25 protein-coding genes are annotated in these 23,979 nt (G+C 69.0%); 15 read left to right on the forward strand and 10 right to left on the reverse strand.

Annotated features, from left to right (window positions below):
- Positions 1 to 28 precede the first annotated feature (28 nt).
- The 6 genes from N788_RS00955 to N788_RS00980 all read left to right on the forward strand — a co-directional run bounded on the left by N788_RS00955 (position 29) and on the right by N788_RS00980 (position 6,090).
- Positions 29 to 1,918 (forward strand): ATP-binding cassette domain-containing protein, encoded by a 1,890-nt coding sequence (locus N788_RS00955; protein ID WP_034220072.1) that lies wholly within the window; start codon positions 29 to 31, stop codon positions 1,916 to 1,918.
- 71 nt (positions 1,919 to 1,989) lie between these two features.
- Positions 1,990 to 2,583 (forward strand): hypothetical protein, encoded by a 594-nt coding sequence (locus tag N788_RS00960; RefSeq protein WP_051924213.1) that lies wholly within the window; start codon positions 1,990 to 1,992, stop codon positions 2,581 to 2,583.
- 82 nt (positions 2,584 to 2,665) lie between these two features.
- Positions 2,666 to 4,183, forward strand: coding sequence for a fumarate hydratase (locus tag N788_RS00965; RefSeq protein WP_034220075.1), 1,518 nt, complete (start codon positions 2,666 to 2,668; stop codon positions 4,181 to 4,183).
- A gap of 261 nt (positions 4,184 to 4,444) precedes the next feature.
- Positions 4,445 to 4,654 carry a cold-shock protein gene (locus N788_RS00970; RefSeq protein ID WP_034220077.1) on the forward strand — a complete coding sequence of 70 codons (210 nt, stop codon included), beginning with the start codon at positions 4,445 to 4,447 and terminating at the stop codon, positions 4,652 to 4,654.
- A 94-nt stretch (positions 4,655 to 4,748) separates the two neighbouring features.
- Positions 4,749 to 5,393: a glutathione S-transferase family protein gene (locus N788_RS00975; RefSeq protein WP_244444059.1), complete on the forward strand. Its 645-nt coding sequence runs from the start codon at positions 4,749 to 4,751 to the stop codon at positions 5,391 to 5,393.
- Positions 5,394 to 5,397: 4 nt separating this feature from the next.
- Positions 5,398 to 6,090 carry a Rossmann-fold NAD(P)-binding domain-containing protein gene (locus tag N788_RS00980; RefSeq protein ID WP_034220084.1) on the forward strand — a complete coding sequence of 231 codons (693 nt, stop codon included), beginning with the start codon at positions 5,398 to 5,400 and terminating at the stop codon, positions 6,088 to 6,090.
- A 2-nt stretch (positions 6,091 to 6,092) separates the two neighbouring features.
- On the opposite strand, the gene N788_RS00985 is transcribed toward N788_RS00980, so the two are convergent.
- Positions 6,093 to 7,229 (reverse strand): PQQ-dependent sugar dehydrogenase, encoded by a 1,137-nt coding sequence (locus N788_RS00985; protein ID WP_034220085.1) that lies wholly within the window; start codon positions 7,227 to 7,229, stop codon positions 6,093 to 6,095.
- 30 nt (positions 7,230 to 7,259) lie between these two features.
- Positions 7,260 to 7,919 (reverse strand): arylesterase, encoded by a 660-nt coding sequence (locus tag N788_RS00990; RefSeq protein WP_152560317.1) that lies wholly within the window; start codon positions 7,917 to 7,919, stop codon positions 7,260 to 7,262.
- A 27-nt stretch (positions 7,920 to 7,946) separates the two neighbouring features.
- Between N788_RS00990 and N788_RS00995 the strand changes: the two genes are divergently transcribed.
- Positions 7,947 to 8,645, forward strand: a complete 699-nt coding sequence (locus N788_RS00995) for an ABC transporter ATP-binding protein (RefSeq protein ID WP_034220088.1) — start codon at positions 7,947 to 7,949, stop codon at positions 8,643 to 8,645.
- Positions 8,642 to 11,137, forward strand: a complete 2,496-nt coding sequence (locus N788_RS01000; RefSeq protein WP_034220091.1) for an ABC transporter permease — start codon at positions 8,642 to 8,644, stop codon at positions 11,135 to 11,137. Before N788_RS00995 ends, N788_RS01000 begins: the two co-directional genes overlap by 4 nt.
- 16 nt (positions 11,138 to 11,153) lie before the next feature.
- On the opposite strand, the gene N788_RS01005 is transcribed toward N788_RS01000, so the two are convergent.
- Both N788_RS01005 and N788_RS01010 read right to left on the reverse strand, forming a co-directional pair.
- Positions 11,154 to 11,642: a DUF456 domain-containing protein gene (locus tag N788_RS01005; protein ID WP_034220093.1), complete on the reverse strand. Its 489-nt coding sequence runs from the start codon at positions 11,640 to 11,642 to the stop codon at positions 11,154 to 11,156.
- Between the two features lie 67 nt (positions 11,643 to 11,709).
- Positions 11,710 to 12,216, reverse strand: coding sequence for a fasciclin domain-containing protein (locus N788_RS01010; protein WP_034220094.1), 507 nt, complete (start codon positions 12,214 to 12,216; stop codon positions 11,710 to 11,712).
- A 179-nt stretch (positions 12,217 to 12,395) separates the two neighbouring features.
- Between N788_RS01010 and N788_RS01015 the strand changes: the two genes are divergently transcribed.
- On the forward strand, positions 12,396 to 13,235 hold the full coding sequence (locus N788_RS01015; protein WP_034220095.1) for an alpha/beta hydrolase family protein: 840 nt from the start codon (positions 12,396 to 12,398) through the stop codon (positions 13,233 to 13,235).
- Here the strand turns inward: N788_RS01015 and N788_RS01020 are convergent.
- Both N788_RS01020 and N788_RS01025 read right to left on the reverse strand, forming a co-directional pair.
- Positions 13,225 to 13,623: a cytochrome c gene (locus N788_RS01020; RefSeq protein WP_051924214.1), complete on the reverse strand. Its 399-nt coding sequence runs from the start codon at positions 13,621 to 13,623 to the stop codon at positions 13,225 to 13,227. The genes N788_RS01015 and N788_RS01020 overlap by 11 nt on opposite strands.
- A 71-nt stretch (positions 13,624 to 13,694) precedes the next feature.
- The gene (locus N788_RS01025) at positions 13,695 to 14,180 is read right to left on the reverse strand and encodes a glycine zipper 2TM domain-containing protein (RefSeq protein WP_034220098.1); all 486 of its coding nucleotides are present in this window, start codon (positions 14,178 to 14,180) and stop codon (positions 13,695 to 13,697) included.
- A gap of 129 nt (positions 14,181 to 14,309) precedes the next feature.
- Between N788_RS01025 and N788_RS01030 the strand changes: the two genes are divergently transcribed.
- A complete protein-coding gene (locus N788_RS01030) occupies positions 14,310 to 15,098 on the forward strand; it encodes a tRNA threonylcarbamoyladenosine dehydratase (protein WP_034220099.1) in 789 nt (262 codons plus the stop codon).
- Between the two features lie 12 nt (positions 15,099 to 15,110).
- On the opposite strand, the gene N788_RS01035 is transcribed toward N788_RS01030, so the two are convergent.
- The gene (locus tag N788_RS01035; protein ID WP_034220102.1) at positions 15,111 to 15,872 is read right to left on the reverse strand and encodes a TatD family hydrolase; all 762 of its coding nucleotides are present in this window, start codon (positions 15,870 to 15,872) and stop codon (positions 15,111 to 15,113) included.
- A complete protein-coding gene (locus N788_RS01040; protein WP_034220105.1) occupies positions 15,869 to 16,102 on the reverse strand; it encodes a DUF6116 family protein in 234 nt (77 codons plus the stop codon). The genes N788_RS01035 and N788_RS01040 overlap by 4 nt, the downstream gene beginning before the upstream one ends.
- Before the next feature lie 140 nt (positions 16,103 to 16,242).
- Here N788_RS01040 and N788_RS01045 point away from each other — a divergent pair, with 140 nt between their 5' ends.
- From N788_RS01045 to N788_RS01065, 5 genes are all read left to right on the forward strand, one after another.
- Positions 16,243 to 16,926 (forward strand): glycine zipper 2TM domain-containing protein, encoded by a 684-nt coding sequence (locus N788_RS01045; RefSeq protein WP_051924215.1) that lies wholly within the window; start codon positions 16,243 to 16,245, stop codon positions 16,924 to 16,926.
- Between the two features lie 114 nt (positions 16,927 to 17,040).
- The gene (locus tag N788_RS01050) at positions 17,041 to 18,204 is read left to right on the forward strand and encodes an acyl-CoA dehydrogenase family protein (protein WP_034220108.1); all 1,164 of its coding nucleotides are present in this window, start codon (positions 17,041 to 17,043) and stop codon (positions 18,202 to 18,204) included.
- Positions 18,205 to 18,230: 26 nt separating this feature from the next.
- Complete coding sequence (locus N788_RS01055; RefSeq protein WP_034220110.1) at positions 18,231 to 18,785, forward strand: GNAT family N-acetyltransferase; 555 nt, start codon at positions 18,231 to 18,233, stop codon at positions 18,783 to 18,785.
- A gap of 22 nt (positions 18,786 to 18,807) precedes the next feature.
- The gene (locus tag N788_RS01060; RefSeq protein ID WP_034220112.1) at positions 18,808 to 21,072 is read left to right on the forward strand and encodes a thiamine pyrophosphate-dependent enzyme; all 2,265 of its coding nucleotides are present in this window, start codon (positions 18,808 to 18,810) and stop codon (positions 21,070 to 21,072) included.
- A 16-nt stretch (positions 21,073 to 21,088) separates the two neighbouring features.
- Entirely contained in the window at positions 21,089 to 21,991 is a 903-nt protein-coding gene (locus tag N788_RS01065) for an adenylate/guanylate cyclase domain-containing protein (protein WP_051924216.1), read from the forward strand.
- A 64-nt stretch (positions 21,992 to 22,055) separates the two neighbouring features.
- On the opposite strand, the gene N788_RS01070 is transcribed toward N788_RS01065, so the two are convergent.
- Together N788_RS01070 and ygfZ are read right to left on the reverse strand one after the other, a co-directional pair.
- The gene (locus N788_RS01070) at positions 22,056 to 22,961 is read right to left on the reverse strand and encodes a phosphate/phosphite/phosphonate ABC transporter substrate-binding protein (RefSeq protein WP_084695812.1); all 906 of its coding nucleotides are present in this window, start codon (positions 22,959 to 22,961) and stop codon (positions 22,056 to 22,058) included.
- A gap of 117 nt (positions 22,962 to 23,078) precedes the next feature.
- The gene (gene ygfZ / locus N788_RS01075; protein ID WP_034220115.1) at positions 23,079 to 23,960 is read right to left on the reverse strand and encodes a CAF17-like 4Fe-4S cluster assembly/insertion protein YgfZ; all 882 of its coding nucleotides are present in this window, start codon (positions 23,958 to 23,960) and stop codon (positions 23,079 to 23,081) included.
- Between the last annotated feature and the right edge of the window lie 19 nt (positions 23,961 to 23,979).

Genomic DNA, 23,979 nt, shown 5'->3' on the forward strand with positions numbered 1-23,979 from the left:
CCGGCCCCGGTCGCGGTAGAATTCGCCCATGTCCCTGATCACCCTGCAAGGCGTCGACTACGGCGTCGGCGGCCCGCTGCTGCTCGAATCCGTCGACCTGGCCATCGAGCGCAACGAGCGCGTCTGTATCGTCGGCCGCAATGGCGCCGGCAAATCCACCCTGCTGCGCCTGCTGGCGGGCGACATCCTGCCTGACGACGGGGTGATTCGCCGCGAGGGTCGCATCGCCGGCCTGGCGCAGGAGGTCCCCCAGGGCCTGTCGGGCACGGTCTTCGACGTGGTGTCGATGGGCCTGGGCGCCCTGGGCGCCGACCTGGCGCGTTACCACCACCTGCTGCACGACGGCGCCGACATCGACATGACCGAACTGGGCGACGTCCAGGCGCGCATCGACGCCGGCGACGGCTGGCAGATCGAGCAGCGCGTCGAGCAGGTCATCAGCCGGCTGGACCTGCCCGAGGACGCGGATTTCGCCGCCCTGTCCGGTGGCATGAAGCGCCGGGTGCTGTTGGCGCAGGCGCTGGTCGCGGCGCCGGACCTGTTGCTGCTCGACGAGCCGACCAACCACCTGGACATCGAATCGATCGCCTGGCTCGAGGAGTTCCTCAAGAACTTCGGCGGCTCGGTCGTGTTCGTCACCCATGACCGGCAGTTCCTTCGCAACCTGGCCACCCGCATCGTCGAGATCGACCGCGGCCAGGTCAGCAGCTGGCCGGGCGACTACGACAACTTCCTGCGTCGCCGCGAAGAACGCATGCACGCCGAGGCCCAGGCCAATGCGCTGTTCGACAAGAAGCTGGCGCAGGAGGAAGTCTGGATCCGGCAGGGCATCAAGGCCCGGCGAACCCGCAACGAAGGCCGCGTCACCGCGCTCAAGGCCATGCGCCGGGAACGCGCGGAGCGGCGCGAACGGCAGGGCAACGTCAAGCTGGCGGCTGCCGGGGCCGAGAAGTCGGGCAAGCGCGTCTTCGAAGCCAAGCACGTTGACTTCGCCTTCGGCGACCGGGTGCTGGTCCGCGACCTGAGCACCATCATCCAGCGCGGCGACAAGGTCGGCCTGATCGGACCCAACGGTTCGGGCAAGACCACCTTGCTCAAGCTGCTGCTGGGCCAGCTCGAGCCCGATGCCGGCGAGATCCGCACCGGCACCAACCTCGAGATCGCCTTCTTCGACCAGCTGCGCGGTGCGCTTCGGGAAGACTGGAACGCGCTGGACAACGTCTCGGAAGGCCGCGAGTTCATCGAGATCAACGGCAGCCGAAAGCACGTGATGGGCTACCTGCAGGACTTCCTGTTCAGCCCCGACCGCGCGCTGTCGCCGATCACCAAACTCTCCGGTGGCGAACGCAACCGCCTGCTGCTGGCCAAGCTGTTCGCCAAGCCATCGAACGTGCTGGTGATGGACGAACCGACCAACGACCTGGACGTGGAAACCCTGGAGCTGCTCGAGGAGTTGCTGGCCGACTACCCGGGAACGCTGATCCTGGTCTCGCACGACCGCGCCTTCATCGACAACGTCGTCACCAGTTCGCTGGTGATGGAGGGCAAGGGCCGCGTTGGCGAATACGTCGGCGGGTATTCCGACTGGCTGCGCCAGCGTCCCATCGCCGACCGCATCGCCGCCGCCGCGGCGCAGTCCTCGCCCAAGCTCACCCCGCAGGTGGCACCCGTGGCGAAGGCGCCCGCGGTGGCCGCACCGGCCCGGCGGAAGCTGTCGTTCAAGGAACAGCGTGAACTGGACGAGCTGCCGGCCCGCATCGAGGCCCTGGACGCCGAGATCGCGGCGCTGACGGCCCAGATCCAGGACCCGGCCTTCTACCGCCGGCCCGCCGAGGAAGTCACCGAAACCAATGCCCGCCTGGCGCAGGCGCAGGCGCAGCTCGAGCAGGCCTACGCCCGCTGGAACGAGCTCGAATAGGCCGGCCGGTTTAGACTCCCCGTCAGGCGCGCGCCAGCCCGGCGCCGCCGCACCACCAGGGGAGCTACCGGATGTCGCCGCTACGCACGCTGCAAACCATCATGCTGGGCCTGTGCCTGATCGCACCTGCCGCACTGGCCAAGGACAAGGTCGACGTCCAGGCCTCGTCGGCCACTAATCCGGCGCCGCTGGAAGCATTTTCCGCGTTCGACCGCATCGAGGTCCGGCCGATCACCATGGGCGCGCCCTGGGCCGGGCAAAAGCCCAACGAGGCCGCGCTGGTGAACCTGCAGGCCAACCTCGACGAACGCCTGGGTCCCTGGCTGGCCGAGGTCAATGCCGCGCCGGCCCGCGAAGGGCAGGCCAGGGTCCTGCGCATCGAGCCCTACGTCGCCGGCATCCGCTATATCAGCGGTGGCAAGCGGGTTTTCGCCGGTGCGTTTGCCGGCAAGTCGCGCGTGCTGCTCAAGCTGCGCATCGTGGACGCGGCGTCCGGCCAGGTCATCGCCGAACCCGAGTTCTACCAGCATGCCGCCGGCATGGCCGGGGCCTACAGCTTCGGCGGCGCCGACAAGGCAATGCTCGAACGGGTCGTCTCACTGGCGCTGGACTACCTGCGTGCCAACCACGCCGCCGCCGTGGGTGGTCCCACGGGCGGCGAGTAGGCATGTCGCGGGTCGCGCCGGTCGGCGCGACCCGCGCACCCTGGGGTAAAATGCGGGCCACTTCGCCAGCCCCCAGCCCGCCGTGAGCCAGATCAAGCAGGAAGACTTCATCCAGTCCGTCGCCGACGCGCTGCAGTACATCTCGTACTACCACCCGGTGGACTACATCCGGAACCTGGCCGCCGCCTACGAGCGCGAAGAGTCACCGGCGGCGAAGGACGCCATCGCGCAGATCCTGATCAACTCCCGCCTGTGCGCCGAAGGCCACCGGCCGATTTGCCAGGACACCGGCATCGTCACCGTCTTCCTTGAGATCGGCATGCAGGTGCAATGGCCCGACGCCACGATGGGCGTCGAGGACATGGTCAACGAAGGCGTTCGTCGCGCCTACAACCACCCTGACAACAAGCTGCGCGCCAGCGTGCTGGCCGACCCGGCCGGCAAGCGCGCCAACACCCGCGACAACACGCCGGCCGTGGTCAACGTGAAGGTCGTGCCGGGTGAAACCGTCGACGTGATCGTCGCGGCCAAGGGCGGCGGCTCGGAGGCCAAGTCCAAGTTCGCGATGCTCAATCCTTCCGATTCCATCGTCGACTGGGTGCTCAGGACCGTGCCGACCATGGGCGCCGGCTGGTGCCCGCCGGGCATGCTGGGCATCGGCATCGGCGGCACGGCCGAGAAGGCGATGCTGCTGGCCAAGGAGTCGCTGATGGAGCCGATCGACATCGCCGACCTGCAGGCCCGCGGCCCGGCCAACCGCGCAGAGGAGCTGCGGCTTGAGCTGTATGAAAAGGTCAACGCGCTCGGCATCGGCGCCCAGGGCCTGGGCGGCCTGACCACCGTCCTGGACATCAAGGTCAAGGACTACCCGACCCATGCCGCGAACCTGCCGGTGGCCCTGATCCCCAACTGTGCCGCCACCCGGCACGCGCACTTCACGCTCGACGGCAGCGGCCCGGTGCAACTAGAACCGCCGTCGCTCGAAGACTGGCCGGAGCTGACCTACGACGCGTCGAAGGGTCGCCGCGTCGATCTGGACACGGTCACGCGCGAAGACGTCGCCAGCTGGAAACCCGGCGAAGTCCTGCTGCTCAACGGGAAACTGCTTACCGGCCGCGATGCCGCGCACAAGCGTTTGGTGGACATGCTCAACAAGGGCGAGCCGCTGCCGGTGGACCTGCGCGACCGGTTCATCTACTACGTCGGCCCGGTCGACCCCGTGCGCGACGAAGTGGTGGGGCCCGCCGGCCCGACCACGGCCACCCGCATGGACAAATTCACCGAGCAGGTGCTGGCCCAGACCGGCCTGATGGGCATGGTCGGCAAGGCCGAGCGCGGCCCGGCGGCCATCGAGGCCATCCGCAAGCACCGTTCGGCCTACCTGATGGCGGTCGGCGGCGCGGCCTACCTGGTGTCCAAGGCGATCAAGGCCGCCCGCGTGGTCGGTTTCGCCGACCTGGGCATGGAAGCGATCTACGAATTCACCGTCCAGGACATGCCCGTGACGGTGGCCGTGGATGCCCAGGGCGAGTCGGTGCACCGCACCGGCCCCCGGGAATGGCAGTCCCGCATCGGCAAGATCCCGGTCGCCATCGAATAAGCCGGACCCGGGGGCGAAACTGAACGGCGGGCACGGCCTGGTGCGGCAAGGTCCCCCAAGCTGCCGAAATCGTTGGCTTTCTTCTTGGGAAAGGTGTAGGGTGCGCGGGACTGTGTTTGCTAAGGGTCACTGTGAATCGTGGCCTGATGCGGTAGATCCACCGATCCGCTACATCTTTTCACCTCGCTCCTCCTTGCAACCCAGTCGCGCGTCGGGATGTCCCCGTCAGCGATTTCTATTTTTTGTTCCAAGGAGTTAGCAATGTCGGATCGTCAGGTCGGTACCGTTAAGTGGTTCAACGACGCCAAGGGTTTTGGTTTCATCAGCCGCGACAACGGTGAGGACGTTTTCGTCCATTTCCGTTCCATCCAGGGCACCGGCTTCAAGTCGCTGCAGGAAGGCCAGAAGGTCACCTTCAAGCTCGTCAAGGGCCAGAAGGGCATGCAGGCTGACGAAGTACAGCCCATGTAATCCAGTCCCCACGGACTGAAAAAAGCCCCGGGTGGCGACACCCGGGGCTTTTCTTTTGCCCGGTCGCCCAGCGTATGCTTGCCCGGACCCCACCATGGACGGACGCATGTACACGCTGTACTACGCCCCCGGCACGGCCAGCCTGGTCGTGCACTGGCTGCTGATCGAGATCGGTGCCCGGCACGAACTGCGCAAACTCGACCTCGCCCTTCGCGAACACAAACGGCCCGAATACCTGGCGCTCAACCCGGCCGGGCGCGTGCCCACCTTGCTCATCCATGGCGAGCCCATGACCGAGGCGGCGGCAATGGTCATGCACCTGGCCGATGCGCACCCCAATTTCGGGCTGGCACCGGCGGCGGGCACGGTGGAGCGGGCGAAGTACTACCAGTGGATCGTATTCCTGGCCAATACCCTGCAGCCCGCCTTCCGCAACTGGTACTACCCCGCGGAAGCCGCCGGTCCGGACAACGCCGATGCCACCCGGACCCGTGCCGCCGAAGCGATCGAAGCCGCCTGGGAACAGGTGGAGGCACACCTCGCACGACGGGGCCCCTATCTCCTGGGTCCTTCGGTCAGCGCCGCCGATTTCCTGCTCACGATGCTGATGCGCTGGTCACGCAACCTGCCGCGACCAGCGACGGACTGGCCGCAACTGGCGGCCCTGGCAGAGCGGATGAAAGCCCGGCCGGGTTTCGCCGTCCTGTACGAGCGCGAAGGCCTGACCGAGTGGGCCTGAGGCCGTGAGCGCACGCCCCGCGGTGCTGCTGGCCGGGGCCAGTGGCCTGGTCGGCGGACTGGCGCTGCAGCGCTGGCTGGCCGATGACGATGGCCCGCTGCTGCTGGCCCCCGTGCGGCGACCGCTGGCGACAGCCCATCCGCGCCTGGTCGAGCTGCCCGGGGGTTGGGACGAAACAACGGTGCGGGATGCGCTCGCGGCGCACGGCGCACGCCTGGCGGCATTCGCCTGCTGCCTGGGCACGACTATCCGCCAGGCGGGTTCGCGCGAGGCCTTCCTGGCCGTGGACCGGGACCTCGTGCTGGCTCTGGCCGGCATCGCAAGCCGGCTCGGTGCCGGCCAGGCGATCCTGGTGTCCTCGGTCGGGGCCAGCGCCCAGTCCGGGAACTTCTACCTGCGGGTCAAGGGCGAAGCCGAGCGTGGCCTGGGCGCCCTGGACTTCGACCGGGTCGATTGCCTGCGGCCGGGTCTGTTGCTGGGCGAGCGCGCCGACCGCCGGCCGGCCGAAGCCCTGGGCCAGCGCCTGGCCCCGCTAGCCAACGCACTGGCACGCGGACCACTGCAGCGCTACCGGGCGATCGCCGCGACCGAGGTGGCGGCGGCGATGGTCGCGCTTTGCGGCCAGGCCGGGCAGGGCCGGTTCGTGCACGAATACGCGGCGATGCGGGCGCTCGCGCAGGGCGGCCCGCGCGACTGAATTCAGTCGCCGTCGGCCAGGCCGATGCGCAGGACCTCGCCGTTGGCGTCGTCGGTCAGCAGGTAGAGGAATCCGTCGGGGCCCTGGCGTACGTCGCGGATGCGTTCCTTCAGGTCCACCAGCAGCGGTTCTTCGGTGATCACCTTGTCGCCGTCCAGCTCCAGGCGCACCACGCGCTGGAAGGCGAGGGCGCCGACGAACAGGTCGCCCTTCCAGGCCGGAAAGCGGTCGGCGGTGTAGAAAGCCAGGCCGCTGGGCGCGATCGACGGCGTCCAGTGGTGGATGGGCTGCTCCATGCCTTCGCGGGTCTTTTCGCCCGAGCCGATCGGCGCGCCGCTGTAGTTCACGCCCAGGGTGATCACCGGCCAGCCGTAGTTCTTGCCGGCTTCCGGGATGTTGAGCTCGTCGCCACCGCGGGCGCCGTGTTCGGTCTGCCACAGGACGCCGGTGTCCGGGTGCAAGGCGGCGCCCTGCGCGTTGCGGTGGCCGTAGGACCAGATCGCGGGGTTGGCGTCTTCGCGCCCGACGAAGGGGTTGTCCGCCGGGATCGAGCCATCCTTGTTGATGCGGAAGATCTTGCCCTGGCCCTTGTCGAGTTGCTGGGGGTTGTCCCAATTGCCGCGGTCGCCGCTGGTCACGTAGAGGCGGCCTTCGCGATCAAAGACCAGGCGCGAACCGAAATGCTGGCCGGCATCGAGCTTGGGCGCCTGCCGGAAGATGACCTCCACGTCCTCCAGCCGGTCGCCTGCCAGCTTCCCGCGTCCCACCGAGGTGCCTGCACCCCCGTCGCCGGGTTCGGAAAAGCTGAAATACACCCAGGGCGTGTCGGCGAAGTCCGGATCGATGGCGACGTCGAGCAGGCCGCCCTGGCCACGGGCCCAGACCTCCGGGAGACCGCCGAGCGGGGCGGAGAGGCTGCCGTCGGCGGCGACGATGCGCAGTCGGCCCGGACGCTCGGTGACCAGCATCCGGCCGTCGGGCAGGAAGGCCAGGCCCCAGGGATGTTCGAGGCCGCTGGCAACAGTGTCCACTTCGACGTCGCCGTGTTCACTCGGGAAGCTGCGGGCCCGGTCGTTGCTGCCATCGGCGGCGCAGGCGCCGACGGCGAGCATCAGGGCGAGGGCAAGGGGCGTCTTCATGCGGGGCTCCTGGGTTACCTGGAAGGGAGGTCAGTCAAGCAACGGCCGCAGGGCCGGCCAGACGTGGTCGCGCAGTGTCGGCTGGGCATCGGCCACCGGATGCAGGTTGTCGGCCTGGAATGCCTCGCGGTCCATGGCGATGGGCTCGAGCAGGAAGGGTAGCAGGGCCACCTCGTGCTCTTCGGCCAGCGCCTGGTAGTTGCGCTCGAAGCCCCGGGTGTAGTCGGGACCGTAGTTGGGCGGGATGCGCATGCCGAGCAGCAGCACCCGCGCCCCGGCCGCCTTGGCGGCCTCGACCATGCGTTCGAGATTGGCACGGGTCTGGGCCAGGTCGAGGCCGCGCAGGCCGTCGTTGGCGCCGAGCTCGATCACCACGACCTCGGGCTGGTGGCGCTTCAGTTCGCCGGCGATGCGGCTGGCGCCGCCGGCGGTGGTCTCGCCGCTGATGCTGGCGTTGGCCACCTTCCAGCCCGGGCTTTCCGCGCGCAGTCGCTCGGCCAGCAGCGCCACCCAGCCCTGTTCGGGCGCCAGTCCATAAGCGGCCGACAATGAGTCGCCCATGACCAGGACGGTCCGCTCCGCCGCGAAGGCCGGCAGCGCGGCAAGCAGCAACAGGACCGTCAAGACGGTCGTTACCCCGCGTTGAACCCGGCCCAGGCAAGCTCCATATACTGCGTTGATGCTTTTCATCGATTTTTCTTTCCTGACGAGGATTTCATGGCCGATACCCCCGGAACGCCCGCCACCCGAAGTGCACTGGTCGTCGAACGCCTCGGCAAGCGGGTACCCCTTCCTTCCGGGGACCTGACCATCCTGGATGGGGTTGGTTTTACCATCCAACAGGGTGAAGCGGTCGCGATAGTCGGTGCCTCCGGTTCAGGTAAGAGCACGCTGCTGTCGCTGCTGGCGGGCCTGGATGTTCCCAGCGAGGGCGAGGTAAGGCTGGACGGCGAGGCCCTTTCGAGCCTGGACGAGGACGGCCGGGCCCGGGTGCGTGGCGAGAAGGTCGGCTTCGTATTCCAGAGTTTCCAGCTGCTGCCGTCGCTGACGGCGCTGGAGAACGTGATGCTGCCGTTGGAGCTGCGCGGCGATGCCGATGCCGAAGGCCCCGCGCGGGCGATCCTGGGGCAGGTTGGCCTGGCCGAGCGCCTGGGTCATTACCCGCGGCAGCTTTCGGGCGGTGAGCAGCAGCGCGTGGCGCTGGCGCGTGCCTTCGTCACCCGGCCGGCGGTGCTGTTCGCCGACGAACCTACCGGTAATCTCGACACCCGCACCGGCCAAAGCATCATCGAGCTGCTGTTCCGGCTCAACCGGGAGTCGGGCACGACCCTGGTGCTGGTCACCCACGACGAAGCCCTGGCCGCGCGATGCAGCCGCCAGCTGCGGCTCGAGTCGGGCCGGCTGGTGGCGGCATGATCTGGCCGGGCCTGGCCCTGCGGCAGCTGCGGCGTGACCTCGCCTCGGGCGATGTCCGCATCCTGCTGGCGGCCCTGGTGCTGGCGGTCACCGCGGTCTGCGCCGTCGGTTTCATCACTGATCGCGCCGAGCGCGCCCTGGCCCAGGAAGCCAACCGCCTGCTCGGCGGGGACGTCGTCGTGCGTTCGGATTCCGAGATCGGCGACGACCTGCGCGCATTGGCCGCGGCGCCGGGGCTGTCGAGCACCGAAACCTGGTCGTTCAACAGCATGGTCCGGGTTGGCGAATCGCTTCGCCTCGGCGACGTCAAGGCGATGGCGGAGGGCTTTCCCCTGCGCGGCAGCTTCGTGGTCCAGCAGCGGGCCGATGGCCGGGACGTGCAGGCCAACGCCATCCCCGCGCCAGGCACGATCTGGATGAGCCGCGCGGGCGCCGAGGCGCTCGACGCCCGGATCGGCGACCGCGTCGGCATCGGCAGCAGCCAGCTGCAGCTGGCCGCGCTGGTCGTGCAGGAGCCGGATGCGGCGCTGGATTATTTCAATACCGCGCCGCGGGTCTTCCTCAATCTCGCCGACCTGCCCGCCACCGGCCTGGTGCAGCCGGGCAGCCGTATTTCCTACCGCCTGGTCCTGGCCGGCGAGGCCTCGGCGGTCGAGCGCTTCAGTGCCGCAGCGACGCAAGTCCTGGGTCGCGGCCAGCGCCTGGAAACCGCCGCCGAAGCGCGTCCGGAGATCCGTCGCGCGCTCGATCGCGCCGACCGTTTCCTGGGCCTGGCGGCCCTGGTGTCGGTGGTGCTGGCCGCGGTGGCCGTGGCCATGGCCGCACGCCGCCACAGCGCCCGCCACCTGCAGGGTTCGGCCGTCATGCGCTGCCTGGGTGCCAGCCAGTCCACGCTGGTCGGCATCCACGTTGGCGAATTGCTGCTGCTGGGCCTGTTGGGCAGCGCGCTCGGTATCGTCCTGGCCTATGGCCTGCAGTGGGGCGTCGCTGGCTGGCTCGCCAGTGCCCTGAAGCTCGACCTGCCGGCGGCCGGCCTGGTGCCTGCGCTCGAAGGCCTGGGCGTCGGGCTGACGGTGCTGCTGGCCTTCGGCGTGCCGCCGGTGCTGGCGCTGCGGCGGGTACCGGCGCTGCGCGTCCTGCGCAGCGACCTCGATCCGACCGAGCCCGCGGCCTGGGTGGTCGCGGTGACGGGCCTGTCGGGCCTGGCGGTGCTGCTGTGGTGGAAGGCCGGTTCGGCGACCCTGGGCACCGCCATGCTCGTGGGCATCCTGGCGACGGTGGCGGTGCTGGCCTTGCTGGCCTGGGCACTGATCGTGCTGATGCGCCACCTGCGCAGGCGGCTGCGCGGTCCCTGGCGCTACGGCCTGGCCAACGTCAGCCGGCGTGCCGGTGCGTCGATCGCCCAGGTCTCGGCCCTGGGACTGGGGTTGATGGCGCTGCTGTTGCTGACGTTCGTGCGTACCGACTTGCTCGATCGCTGGCGCCAGGCGATGCCGGCCGATGCGCCGAACCGGTTCATCGTCAACGTGCAGCCCGACCAGGTGCAGCCCGTGCGGGAATTCCTGGCCGCACAGGGGGTTTCCGAGCCCGAGCTGTATCCGATGATCCGTGCGCGGCTGGTGGAGGTGAATGGCGACGCCGTCACCGGCGATGCCTTCGAGGAAGGCAGCCGCGGCCGGCGCATGGCCGAACGCGAGTTCAACCTCTCCAGCGCCGACGCGCTCCGCGACGACAACCAGGTTACGTCGGGCCGGTTCTGGACCGGCGTGCCGGCGCAGCCCGAGCTGTCCGTGGAGGAAGAATTCGCCGAATCCATGGGCTGGGTCGTGGGCGACCAGGTCGCCTTCGACATCGCAGGTTCCCGCTACGCCGGTCGCATCACCAGCCTGCGCCGGGTGGACTGGGAGAGCTTCCGGCCCAACTTCTTCGTCATCGGCTCGCCGGGCTCGCTCGACGAGTTCGCCGGCAGCCACATCACCGCGGTCAAGGTGCCCGAGGGCCGGACGCGTTTCACCGCCGAGCTGGTGTCGGCATTCCCGAACCTCTCGGTGATCGACATCGACGCGGTGCTCGACCAGGTCCGTGGCACCGTCGAGCAGGTCAGCCTGGTGGTCGAAGCCGTCTTCGGCTTCTCGCTGCTGGCCGGCGTACTGGTGTTGCTGGCGGCCGTGAGCGCCAGCCAGGACGAGCGCCTGCTCGAAGGCGGCGTCATGCGGGTGTTCGGCGCGAGCGGCTGGCAGCTGCGACTGGCGCAGGCGTCCGAATTCGCGGCCATCGGCCTGATTTCCGGGGTCGTCGCCGCCATCGCGGCGTCGGTCCTGGCCGGCGTGGTGGCCAAGGAGGTTTTTGACCTGCCCTGGCAGACCGACTGGGGCCTGGCGGCGTCGGGCGCCCTGGCGGGCACGCTGGCCGCGCTGGTGGCGGGGATGTGGGCGACGCGCAGGATCGTGCGCGTGCCGCCTTCGGTGACGCTGCGCGAGCTGCAGGCTTGAGCGTCGACGCGGGTGCCTAGCCGACCAGCAGGGCGCCCGCGAACAGCACCAGCATCGCCAGCGCCAGCACCACCTTGAGGATGGCGCCTACCAGCAGGCCAATCCAGGTGCCGACGCCAATGCGCGAGGCGTCGCGCCAGGCCCGGCCATGCGCCATTTCACCGGCCGTCGCGCCCAGCAGCGGTCCGGCCAGCAAGCCGGGCAGGCCAAAGAAGATGCCGAGGAATCCGCCGATACCGGCACCCCACAGGCCCTTGTTGGAGGCGCCTGCCCGGCGTGCGCCGAGCAGGCTGGCCAGCAGGTCGGTGACGATCGATAGCGCGACCAGGATGCCCAGCACGACCAGTACGCCGGCGCCGATGCGCTGGTAACCGTCCGCCCAGGCCGCCAGCCACATGCCTGCGAACATGACCGGCAGGCCCGGCAGCACCGGCAGGATGGTGCCCAGCAGGCCGATCACGATCAGTGCGCCGGCGACGATAAACCAAATGGTCTGGGTGTCCATCGCGGCAGCATAACAAGCGACGGCCCGCCGAAGCGGGCCGTCGCGGGGTGACGCAGGGGAGGGTGGATCAGTCGGGGATGATGACGGTGTCGATCACGTGGATCACGCCGTTGCTGGCGTAGATGTCGGTGGCGGTTACGGTGGCGCCATCAATGCGCACCGTGTCGCCCATCACGGTGATGTCGGCGGACTGGCCGTTGACGGTGGTGGCGCTGTCCATCTTGACCACGTCGGCGGCCTTCACCTTGCCGCTGACCACGTGGTAGGTGAGGATCGAGACCAGCTGGTCCTTGTTTTCGGGCTTGAGCAGCGACTCAAGGGTGCCGGCGGGCAACGTGGCGAACGCCTCGTCGGTCGGGGCGAACACCGTGAACGGGCCTTCGCCCGAAAGGGTTTCGACCAGGCCAGCGGCCTTGACCGCGGCGACGAGGGTTTCGAAGTCGGCGTTGCCGGCGGCGACGTCGACGATGGTGCCGACGGCCTTGTCCTTGCCTTCGTGGTGGCCGGCCAGGGCCGGGGTCGCGACGAGGCCGGACATCATCAGGGCGAGCGCGGTTTTGCGAAGCAGGGTCATGGTTTTCTCCAGGTGGGGGTGATGCCGGTTCGGGCACGTTTGCAGTGTCCGGCAGGCGACGTCATGGGGCCGTCGCGGTGGCGTCAGCTTCATGTATGGGAACCGTGTCGCCGGCGTGAGGACCGCTGCCGTCAACGCCGGCGGCTGGGTATGCTTCGGGTTTTCACGGAACCCCGAACATGCCGCCGGAAGAAATCGCGCTGCGCACGGCCGATGGCCACGAATTCAGCCTGCGGTTGCGGCGTCCGCCGCAGGCGCGGTCCGGATTGCTGTTCCTGCCGGCCTTGGGCGTGCCGGCTTCCAAATACGACGGGTTCGCCGCGGCGCTTGCACGGCGGGACGTTGCCGTCGCCGTGCCGGACTGGCGCGGCACCGCCAGCAGCAGCCTGCGCGCCGGACGTTCCACCGATTGGGGCTATGGGCAGTTGCTCGACCAGGACCTGCCTGCCGCCCTGGACGCCTTGCCCGCCGGGCCGGCCTGGTCGCTGGGCGGCCACAGCCTGGGCGGACAGTTCGCGACCATGCTGGTCGCGCGCCAGCAGCGGCCTTGTGCCGGGCTGGTCCTGGTCGCCACCGGTGTTCCGCACTGGCGCCGCTATCGCGGCAGCCAGCGTTGGGCCATTGCGGCCTTTGCGCACGTGCTGCCGCCGTTGACGCGGCTGCTCGGCCACTACCCGGGCGAGCGGTTGGGATTCGCAGGGCGTGAGGCGGGGGGCCTGATGCGCGACTGGTCACGCACCGTGCGCCGGGGCCGCTACGAGGGCGTCGGTGGTACTCCTGGTCTCGAAGCAGCGATGGCCGGCGTGCATTGCCCGGCGCTGGGCGTGCATTTCGAGAAGGATCCCCTGGTTCCGCTGTCGACGCTCGAACTCCTGCTCGACCGGCTGGGACCGGGCGAGCGGCGCATCGAACGAATCGACGATGCCCGGCTCGGCGCGCGTGCCGACCACTTCCGATGGATGCGCGAACCCGACGCCGTTGCGGGCATCGTGGCGGACTGGCTGCCGGTCAGCCCTTGAAGTCGCGGTGGCAGGCCTGGCAACCGTTCTGGATCCGGTCAAGGGCGACGCCGGCGGCCGCGCAGTCGGCGGGCGGGGTCGCCAGCGCCGCGTCCAGGGAAGCGCGCAGCACGGTGGCGTGCTGCACGAAGCGCTCGTCGTCCTGCGTCGGCAGGAACGCCGGCTCGAGGTCGTTGGATAGGTGGCGCAACGTCTGCAGGTGCGGCAGCAAGTCGGTGCTGGCGCAGCGGTTCTGCTTCACGTTCGCCCCAAGGCCCTGCATGTGCGCCGACATCACGGCCATCACGCCGTTGGGGTAGGCAGTGCCCTGGCGCAGCGCGCTCATGGCGATCAAGGCGCAGGCCGCGCCGACGAACAGGCCGATCAGGACGAGTATCAGGGAACGCATGCGCAGGCTCCGGACAAGGAAAGACCGCCGCGAAGATACCACGGCGGTCTTCCTGGTCGGCCTGCGGGGGGTTAGCGCAGCGGCTGCAGCCGGGTGCCGTCCACGCGCACGTAGGCGCCTTCGCGGATGCCGTTGCCCAGGCTGTTGCGATTGATCACCACGAGGCGACCGTCATCCATGCGAACGTGGATGTCGAAGGTCTCTTCGTTGACCTTGTTTTCGATCGCGTTGCCGGCCACCGCGCCGGCCACGGCACCCGCGATGGTGGCGGTGTTCTTCTTGCCTTCGCTGCCATGGGTCGGGACTTCGCGGGCCGCGACCGCGCCGACCAGGCCGCCCAGGACGGCGCCGGTGCGGCTGTTGCGACGGGCGCCGTAGACGGGTTCGATGCGTTCGATGCGGCCGCAGTCATAGCAGCGCTGTGGCTGGGAATAACCGCGGTCGTAGGGGGCAGGGCCGTAGCCACGCTCATAACCGTAGCCGGACGAGCGCGGCTGGCTGGCGCAGGCGGCCAGCGAGGTGGCGAGGGCGGCGACGACCAGCATACGGGTCTTCATGGCGAACTCCTTGCAAATGGTTCGGGGGACTCGCGGACGAAGCTAGGCTGCCGGCGCTGAACCGGAACCGACCGGTGGCCTCGGGCGCCCGGGTCCGTTCAGGCCGCGGCCCCCGGCTAGAATGCCGCCATGAACGATCCCCGATTCGCCGGCATCGACCGGCTCTATGGCCAGGGTGCGGCCGCCAGCCTTTCCCGCCGGCAGGCCTGCGTGGTTGGCCTGGGCGGCGTCGGCAGCTGGCTGGTGGAGGCGCTGGCCCGCAGCGGCGTCGGCCGACTGGTGCTGGTGGACGCCGATGAAGTCTGCCTGAGCAATACCAATCGTCAGCTGCACGCCCTCGAGGGCCAGTTCGGGCGTGCCAAGGCCGAGGTGCTGGCGGAACGTTGCCGGGCCATCAATCCGCGCATCGAGGTCGAAGTGGTCCAGGCCTTCCTGCTGCCGGGCAACATGGAAACCATGCTCGATCGCGGCCACGACCTGGTGCTCGACGCCTGCGACAGCTTCCGCAGCAAGCTGGAGATGATCGCCTGGTGCCGCCGGCGCAAGCTGCCGGTGATCGCCTGTGGATCCGCCGGGGGCCGGACCGATCCGACCTTGGTGCGCGTGCGTGACCTCTCGCGCACCGAGCACGATGCCATGCTGGCGCTGGTGCGCAAGAAGCTGCGCGCTGATTTCGGCTTCCCGCGCAACCCGGACCGCTACTTCGGCGTGCCGGCCGTGTATTCGCTCGAGAACGTGAAGTATCCCCAGGCCGACGGCAGCGTCTGCGGGGTGCGCCCCAAGCTGGGCGCCGACGCCGCGCTCAAGCTCGACTGCGGGGCCGGGCTGGGAGCGGCGACCCATGTCACCGGTGCGTTCGCCTTCGCGATGGCCGGCAAGGCCGTGCAGCTGCTGCTCAAGGAGCCGTCCGGCGGCTGAACCGCGCCCCGCCTAGCCGAACAGCCGAAGCGCGTTGGTGGTGGTTGCCTCGGCGATGGCGGCGACCGGTTGGCCGCGCAGTTGCGCGACCACGTCCAGCACGTGGCGCAGTCGCGCCGGCTCGTTGCGCCGCCCCCGCCACTGGGCATCGGGCTGGTCGGGGGCGTCGGTTTCAAGCAGCAGGTGGTCCAGCGGCATGTCCGCCACCGTGCGCCGCAGCCGCTTGGCCCGCTCGTAGGTGACCGGCCCGCCGATACCCAGGCAAAAGCCCATTTCGAACAGCTGCCGCGCCTGCTCCTCGCTGCCCGACCAGCTGTGCACGACGCCTCGCAGCCCGCCGACCTCGCGCAGGGTCGCGATCACTTCCTCCACCGCACGCCGCGCATGCAGGACCACCGGCAGGTCGAACCGGCGGGCCAGTTCCAGCTGGCGACGGAAGTACCGGCGCTGGCGCTCCGGATCCAGGCCTTCGACGAAAAAGTCCAGGCCGCATTCACCCACCGCCGCGGGCCGTTCGGTCTCGAGCCACTGTTCGAGTTCCTCCAGGTGTGCCGGCGCGTGCCGGTCCAGGAACATCGGGTGCAGCCCGTAGGCCGGACGCAGGCCCGGCTCGGCGGCGCACAGGCTCCGGATGGCGTCCCAGCTTGCGCGGTCGACCGCCGGTATCAGCTGCCGCGCCACCCCGGCGTCGCGGGCGCGTCGCAGCACCCCGGCACGATCGTCGTCGAAACCCGCCGCGTCCAGGTGGCAGTGGCTGTCGTACAGGGGACTCATTCGCGCCGCGACTCGCCTTCGATCACGTCGCCGTCCGACGGCCGCGTATCGTTCCGACGCCAGTTGGCGAGCACCAGGGTCGCCAGCGCGGTGACGATCTCGTCGATGAAGGGGATCGGGTCGGGCAGCAACCAGCTGAGCAGCATCAGGCCGAGCGTGATCTTGAACAGGGTGGGGTGCTTCAACCGCGAGGCGAAGGCGGTCAGCGGACCGGTAATGGGGTGGGGCATGGGGGGCCTCCGTAGAAAGCGCTTCCCGGGAAATTAACATGCGGTGAGGCGTCTTCACGGGCTTATGGCGGCGTTCAGGTCTACTGGACCAGATTGCACTCGCGACAACGGGCACCAACCCGCCCAAGGAGGAAAACACCATGAACAAGACGATCCTGGCCGTAGCGGCCGGCATGCTGGTCGGGGGTGGCGCCATCGCCGCCTACCAGGCCTACGCCACCCCGTACGCGGAGGTGCTTTCGGCCACGCCGATCACCGAGAAAGAGGAAATCTGGGCCGACGTGGTGGCCTCCGAACCCATCGTCGAAATGCGCACCGGCCAACGCCAGGTCTGCGAGGACCGCGTGGTCGAGGTCCGCCAGCCCGAGCGCTTCGGCGACAAGGACGGCATGGTCGTCGGCGCCGTGGTCGGTGGCCTGCTCGGCAACCAGGTCGGCAAGGGCGATGGCCGCAAGCTCGCCACGGTGGCCGGTGCGGTGGGCGGTGCCTACGCCGGCCGCGAGATCGATCGTCGCCACGTCGGCGGCAAGAAGACCACGGAAGTCCAGCAGGTCTGCCAGACCGTCACGGAGCCGCGCGAGGAGGTGGTGGGCTATGACGTCACCTACCGGTCCGACGGCGAGCTGGGCAGCCAGCGCACCGACCGCAAGCCGGGCGCGCAGCTGTTGCTGGGCGAGCGCGACAAGGTCGTCGGCTACAACGTCACCTGGCGCTACGAGGACCAGACCGGCGAACTGGTGATGGCCGAGGATCCGGGCGACCGGCTGCCGATCGAAAACGGCGTGATCGCCGTTGCCAAGCTCGATACGCCCCCGCAGGGTTGATCCCCAGGGTGGGAGCGGTGTGAAGGGGCCGGCTCGTCCGGCCCCTTTTCAATGGCTGACCGGGGCCGAACCCGCTAGAATCGCGGGCTTTCCCGACGTCTGAATACCGCAGCCATGGCCCTGAACCCGACCGACCTGTTCGACATCCGCTCCCTGCTCAGCGAAGAGGAGCGCATGATCCAGGACTCCGTCGCGCGATTCACCGACCAGAAGGTCCTCCCGATCATCGGCGACTGCTTCGACCAGGGTCGTTTCCCGAAGGAACTCGTGCCGGAAATCGCGGCCATGGGCCTGCTGGGCTCGTCGCTGCCCGAGAAGTACGGGTGTGCCGATCTCAATGCCGTCAGCTACGGCCTGATCTGCCAGGAACTCGAACGCGGTGATTCCGGCATCCGCAGCTTCGTATCGGTGCAAAGTTCGCTGTGCATGTATCCGATTTATGCCTACGGCTCGGAAGAGCAGCGCGAGAAGTACCTGCCCGGCATGGCCCGCGGCGAGATCATCGGCTGCTTCGGCCTGACCGAGCCGCACGGCGGCTCCGATCCGGCCAACATGAAGACCGTGGCGAAGAAGGATGGCGGCGACTGGGTCATCAACGGCGCCAAGATGTGGATCACCAACGGCAACCTGGCCGACATCGCGATCGTCTGGGCCCAGACCGAGGAAGGCATCCAGGGTTTCATCGTCGAGAAGGGCACCAAGGGCTTCGAGGCCCAGGAAGTGCACAAGAAGATGAGCCTGCGCGCGTCGGTCACCTCGGCGCTGTATTTCGATTCCGTGCGGGTGCCCGACAGCCAGCGGCTGCCGAACGTCAAGGGTCTCAAGGGTCCGCTCGGCTGCCTCACCCAGGCCCGCTACGGCATCACCTGGGGCCCGATCGGTGCCGCCATCGCCAGCTATACCTCGGCCCTTGAATACGCCAAGGAGCGCGTGCTGTTCAACCGGCCCATCGCCGCCACCCAGGCGGTGCAGCTCAAGCTGGCCGACATGGCCCGGCGCATCACCCTGGCGCAGCTGCTGAGCCTGCAGCTGGGACGGCTCAAGGATGCCGGCACCATGCAGCCGGCGCAGGTGTCGCTGGCCAAGTGGAACAACTGCCGCATCGCCATCGACATCTGCCGCGAGGCCCGCGACATCCTCGGCGGCGCCGGCATCACCACCGAGCACCCGCCGATCCGCCACGCGCTCAACCTCGAGTCGGTCATCACCTATGAAGGCACCGAAACGGTCCACCAGCTGGTGATCGGCCGCGAAGTGACCGGCATCAACGCGTTCTGAGCCCCCCTGGCCGCAACGCCCCGACCATGGACCTGGAAGGCCTGAAGCTCGAGACCGAACGGCTGCTGCTGCGGCCGGTCCGTGGCGATGACTTCGAGTCCTGGGCGGCATTTTGCGCCGACCCCGAAACCATGCACTTCCTGGGCGGGGTCCAGCCGCGGGCGATTGCCTGGCGGGCCTTCCTGTCCACCGTTGGCGCCTGGCACGTGCAGGGCTTTTCCTTCTTCTCGGTGTTCGAACGCGCCACCGGCGACTGGGTCGGCCGCGTCGGCCCCTGGCAACCCGAGGGCTGGCCCGGCACGGAAGTGGGCTATTCCCTCGCGCGCCACGCCTGGGGCAAGGGCTACGCCACCGAAGCCGCGGCCACCTGCATCGACTGGGCGGTGGACACGCTGGGCTGGACCGACATCATCCAGACCATCGATCCGGCCAATACCGGCTCCCAGGCCGTGGCCCGACGCCTTGGCGCAAGCCTGCGCGGACCCGGCAGGTTGCCGCCGCCCTACGAAAACCAACCCACCCAGATCTGGGGCCAGACCCGCGAACAATGGCAGGTCAACCGCCTGCGCCTGCGTCGCTGACCCCGCTTTCCGCGAGCCTTACATGTCCGTCGCCACGCCCATTCCCGCCCGTCAAAAGGACGTCAACCGCGCCAAGGTCTGCGACGACAACTTCGTCGAGTTCGTCAAGGCCTGGGATGGCCGGCCTGGCCATCGTCCGGCGCCCGAGGAGGCCGTGCTCGAAGGCAGCCACTGCAGTGCCCACGATTTCCTGGAACTGTTCGAATCACAGATGGTGTCCCGGCACCTGGACCTGATGGCGCGGGTGCTGCGCGTGCAGCAGAAGGTTTTCTACACCATCGGCAGCTCGGGCCACGAAGGCAATGCCATGGTCGCAAGGCTGGCCCGGCATACCGATCCCGCCTTCCTGCACTACCGTTCCGGCGGCTTCATGGCCGAACGTTTCCGCAAGCTGCCAGGCATGGACCCGGTGATGGATTCGGCGCTGAGCTTCGCGGCCAGCAAGGACGACCCGATTTCCGGCGGCCGCCACAAGGTCTGGGGAAGCAAGCCGCTCTGGGTGCTGCCACAGACCTCCACCATCGCCTCGCACCTGCCCAAGGCGCTGGGCACGGCGATCGCCATCGAGCAGGCCCGGCGGATCGGGCATGCGCTGCCGATTCCCGAAGATTCGATCGCGATCTGCAGCTTCGGCGATGCCTCGAGCAACCATGCCACCGCCCAGACCGCCTTCAATACCGCCCAGTGGACCGCCTACCAGCGGCTGCCGGCGCCGGTGCTGTTCGTTTGCGAGGACAACGGCATCGGCATTTCGGTGAAGACGCCGGGCGGCTGGATCGGCAACGCCTTCCGCCAGCGCCCCGGCCTGGACTACTTCTTCGCGGACGGCCTCGACCTCGCGACCGGTTACGGCCAGGTGCAGGCGGCGGTTGAACATTGCCGCCGCACGCGCCGCCCGACCTTCCTGCACCTGCAGACGACCCGGATCATGGGGCATGCCGGCACCGACTTCGAGATCGAATGGCGCAGCTTCGAGGAGCTGATGGCGGTCGAGGCCACCGATCCCCTGCTGCGTTCGGCGGCGATCGCGCTGGCCTCCGGGCTGATGGACAAGGACGAGCTGCTCGCCCGTTACGAGGCCACGCGGGCGCGTTGTTTCGCCGCCGCCGAAGAAGCCGACCGCCGGCCCAAGCTCGACGACCTGGCCGAAGTGATGGCGCCGCTGGCGCCGTACACGCCGGACCAGGTGCAGGCCCAGGCCCGCCGCACCGATTTCGGCGAACGCCGCCTGGCGGTGTTCGGCAGCGAGGCCCGCCTGCCCGAGAACCAGCCGCCACGGCACCTGGCGATCCAGATCAACCAGGCCCTGCACGACCTGTTCTGCCAGTACCCCGAGGCCCTGCTGTTCGGCGAGGACGTGGCCCAGAAGGGCGGCGTCTACACGGTCACCAAGGGCCTGCACAAAGCCTTCCGCAACGCCCGGGTATTCAACACCCTGCTCGACGAGACCATGATCCTCGGGCTGGCCCAGGGCTACGCCAACGTCGGCCTGCTGCCGATCCCGGAGATCCAGTACCTGGCGTATTTCCACAACGCCTGCGACCAGATCCGCGGCGAAGCCTGCAGCCTGCAGTTCTTCTCCAACGGCCAGTACCGCAACCCGATGCTGATGCGCATCGCCTCGCTGGGTTACCAGCGCGGCTTTGGCGGCCACTTCCACAACGACAACTCGATCGCGGCGCTGCGCGACATCCCGGGCCTGGTCGTGGGCTGCCCCAGCCGCGGCGACGACGCCGCCACCATGCTGCGCACCCTGATGGCCTTGGCGAAGGTGGACGGCCGGGTCTGCGCCTTCCTCGAACCGATCGCCTTGTACATGACCAAGGATCTCTACGAGCCGGGCGATGGCCAGTGGCTGACGCCGTACCCGGCGCCGGGCGAGGCCATGGTGCTGGGCGAAGAGCGCGTCTACGCGCCCGAGGCCACCGACCTGGTCATCTTCAGCTTCGGCAACGGCGTGCCGATGAGTCTGCGCGCCGCCCGGCGCATCGAGGCCAGCAAGGGCTGGAAGGTACGCGTGGTCGACCTGCGCTGGCTGCAGCCGCTCAATGCCGACGCCATCGGCCGCCATGCCGGTGAGTGCGACAGGATCCTTGTGGTCGACGAAGGCCGGCGCTCGGCCGGCGTGGGCGAGGGCATCATCACCGCCGTGGTCGAGTCCGGGCAGGGCGCCAAGCCGCTGCGACGCGTGGTCGGCGAGGACACCTACACGCCGCTGGCCGGGGCCGCCTTCCTGGTCATTCCCTCCGACGACGACATCGTGGCGATGGCCGAGGGCATTCCCTGATATCGTTTGCCCCGTCATGAGCCAGTCCCGGCCCCAGACCATCCTGTTCGCCGACGTCAGCGGCAGCACGCGCCTGTTCGAGACCAAGGGCGACGTCGAGGCCCGGCGCCTGATCGCCCTGGTGCTCGATGCCTTGTCCGCGGTGTGTGGCCAGCATGGCGGCCGGGTCATCAAGACCATCGGCGACGAGATCATGTGCACCTTCCCGCGTGCGATGAATGGCGTGCTGGCGGCCTGCGACATGCAGCGACGCCTGGCCCGCGACATCGTCTTCGTGCGTGACAACCTGGCCGTGCGCATCGGCCTGCACCATGGTGATGCGCTGGAAGAGGCCGACGGCGACGTGTATGGCGATGCCGTCAACGTGGCCGCACGCATGACCTCCCTGGCCAAGCGCGAACAGGTGGTGACGACGGCCGCGACCTACGATGGCCTGACCGGCAAGGCGCCGGAGGCGCGCAGCCTGGGCAAGGCACGGGTCAGCGGCAAGCTGCTGCCCATCGCCATCGTCGACCTGGTCTGGCAGGAGGACACCTCCGGCATGACCCTGGTGCAAACCGGCCCGCGCCAGGGCACCGGCGAGGACGGCGGCGTGGAGACGGTGCTGCGGCTCAAGCACCGGGGCGAGGTGGTCGAACTTCGGCCCGATTCCGAACCCTTCCTGATGGGGCGCGAGCCGGGCAACCAGCTGGTGGTTGAGGCCGACTGGGTCAGCCGCACCCACGCGATGGTCGAATTCAAGCGCGGGCACTTCATGCTTGCCGATCGCTCGACCAATGGCACCTACGTGCGCATGGGCGAGGACGACGAACTAAAACTGCACCGGGACGAGGTGCACCTTCGCAAGTCCGGCACCATCAGCCTGGGCCAGAGCTTCGCGGCCAACAGCGGCGACGTGATCCACTTCGAAGCGGACTGAGTGCGCGAACCGGGCGTCCTGCATGGGCGCGCCCGGGGCCAGCCCGGGCGGCCCGTGGGCAGGGTCAGTCGCCCGCGGTGACCTCCAGGCCACCGAGTTCTTCATCGCTGATCGAATCGAGGTCGATGGCCTCGGGCTGCGGTTCGTCCTCGACGACCGGCGCGGCCGGGCGCGGCTTGTAGCCAAACACGCCAGCCAGCAACGACTCACTGCGGGTGTAGTCGCTTGCCGGCGCGTCCACGAAGCTGCTGGCACCGAGTTCGACCAGCACCTCGTACGAGCCCGGGTCTTCGTGCAGCTTCAGCATGGCTTCCGCCACCGCGTCCTGGACGTCCGAAGGCACCGTGCCGGCAGCGCTGAGCGTACGCCCGACGAACTCACGCGACTCCGAGACCACCACCAGGTTCGGGTACAGCTGCGCGATGTAGTTGGGCACCATCGCGGCCTGGGTTTCCTGGGAGAAGATCATCTCGACGCCGTCGCGCCAGCCGGTGCCGACCGACTTGATTTCAGGCGCCGCGATCGGATTGCGGTAGATCTCGAGCATCAGCAGGTAGCCCATGCTGGGAGAGGGCATGGACACCACCGGCCGGCCGATCAGGCCCGCGGTGCCTTCCTCGGCGATCATGCTGTCGGCCACCAGGGAATAGCGCGTGGGCTCGGCCGTGCGCACCAGCGGCGTGAAGCCCAGGCGGCCCATGCGGTAGCCGGCGAAGTGGGCTTCCTCGAAGGCGAAGTCGACCTTCATGCCGGCGCGCAGGTCGCGCCAGTAGACATGGTAGTTGGCCGCGGTCTTGAGCTTGAATTTGTGCCCGGTCGAGGCCGACAGGTAGTCCAGCAGCGGCTGGTAGACCATTTCGGCCTGGGCCGGCGGGTAGTTGGGCTCCACGGCGAGCGTGTAGTTGGCTGCCATTGCCGGTGCCGCAGCAAGCGCCATGGCCACCGTCAACAAACAATTCCTGATCATCATGTTCTGTTCCTCCCTGTGGCAGCGGGTATAGCAGACAAACGCCCGGGGGCCAAGCGAGCTACCGGCCTGTTTCCACGTTGTGTGCGGTGGGTTCCGGTATCCGGAAGCGGGTGTTGGTCAGCGCGCCAGACCGTCGTTCAGCGGCAGTGCCGAGAGTCCGGCACCGGCACTGAGCCGGGCGTCCGGATCGCGGTCCGCGGGCAGCACCGCCAGCACCTGGTGACCCTGTCCGGCCTCGGCCTGGCAGACCACGCGCCCCAGCTCCCGCCCGACCTCGTCGAGCACGGGGGCGCCTTCCGGGACCGCCGCGTCGGCCGCCAGCCGGGCCAGCACGCGCTTGGCCTGGCCCAGGTAGTGGGTCCGGGAGACGATTTCCTGGCCGGGATAACAGCCCTTCTTAAGGCTGAAGGCGCCCAGCCGCTCGAGCGAAAGCATCTGCGGGGTCCAGGCTTCCCGCTGGTCGGCAGGCAGGCGCGGCAGGCCGTGGGCCAGGTCGGCGGCGCGCCAGGCCTGGCTTGCCGTCGGGTTCTCGGGGGCGAGGGCGGGATGGTCGGCCGGCAGCAGCCAAAGCCCGCGGTTCGCGTCTGCCCCGGAGATGTCCAGCGCCCAGCCGGCGTCCGCGTTGCCGGTGGCCCTCGCGGCAGCGCCGGTGTCGGGGGCCGGGCCGGCGGCGGCGCGCCAGCCATCAAGCGGTGCCAGGCGCAGCTTGCTGCGGAAAACGAAGCGCCCGAGGTGTGCGGCCATCGCTTCCGCGTCGAAGTCGGGCAAGACCAGCAGGAACTGTCCGTCGGCCTCCCGCAGCAGCGCGAATAGCGCAATCACGCGCCCCTTGGGCGTCAACAGGCCGTTCCACTGCCATCGGCCGGGGGCCAGCGCCGTCACGTCGTTCATCGACTGGGCCTGCAGGAAAGCCGCGGCATCAGGCCCGGCGACACGCAGCAGGCCGATGCCGGGCAGGGTGGGCAGGGACGCCGGGGCAGGATTTGGCTTGAACGACATGGGGGTGGGACTTAACATA

Origin of the sequence: Arenimonas donghaensis DSM 18148 = HO3-R19 (assembly GCF_000743535.1) — a bacterium.
Taxonomy (GTDB): Bacteria; Pseudomonadota; Gammaproteobacteria; order Xanthomonadales; family Xanthomonadaceae; genus Arenimonas; species Arenimonas donghaensis.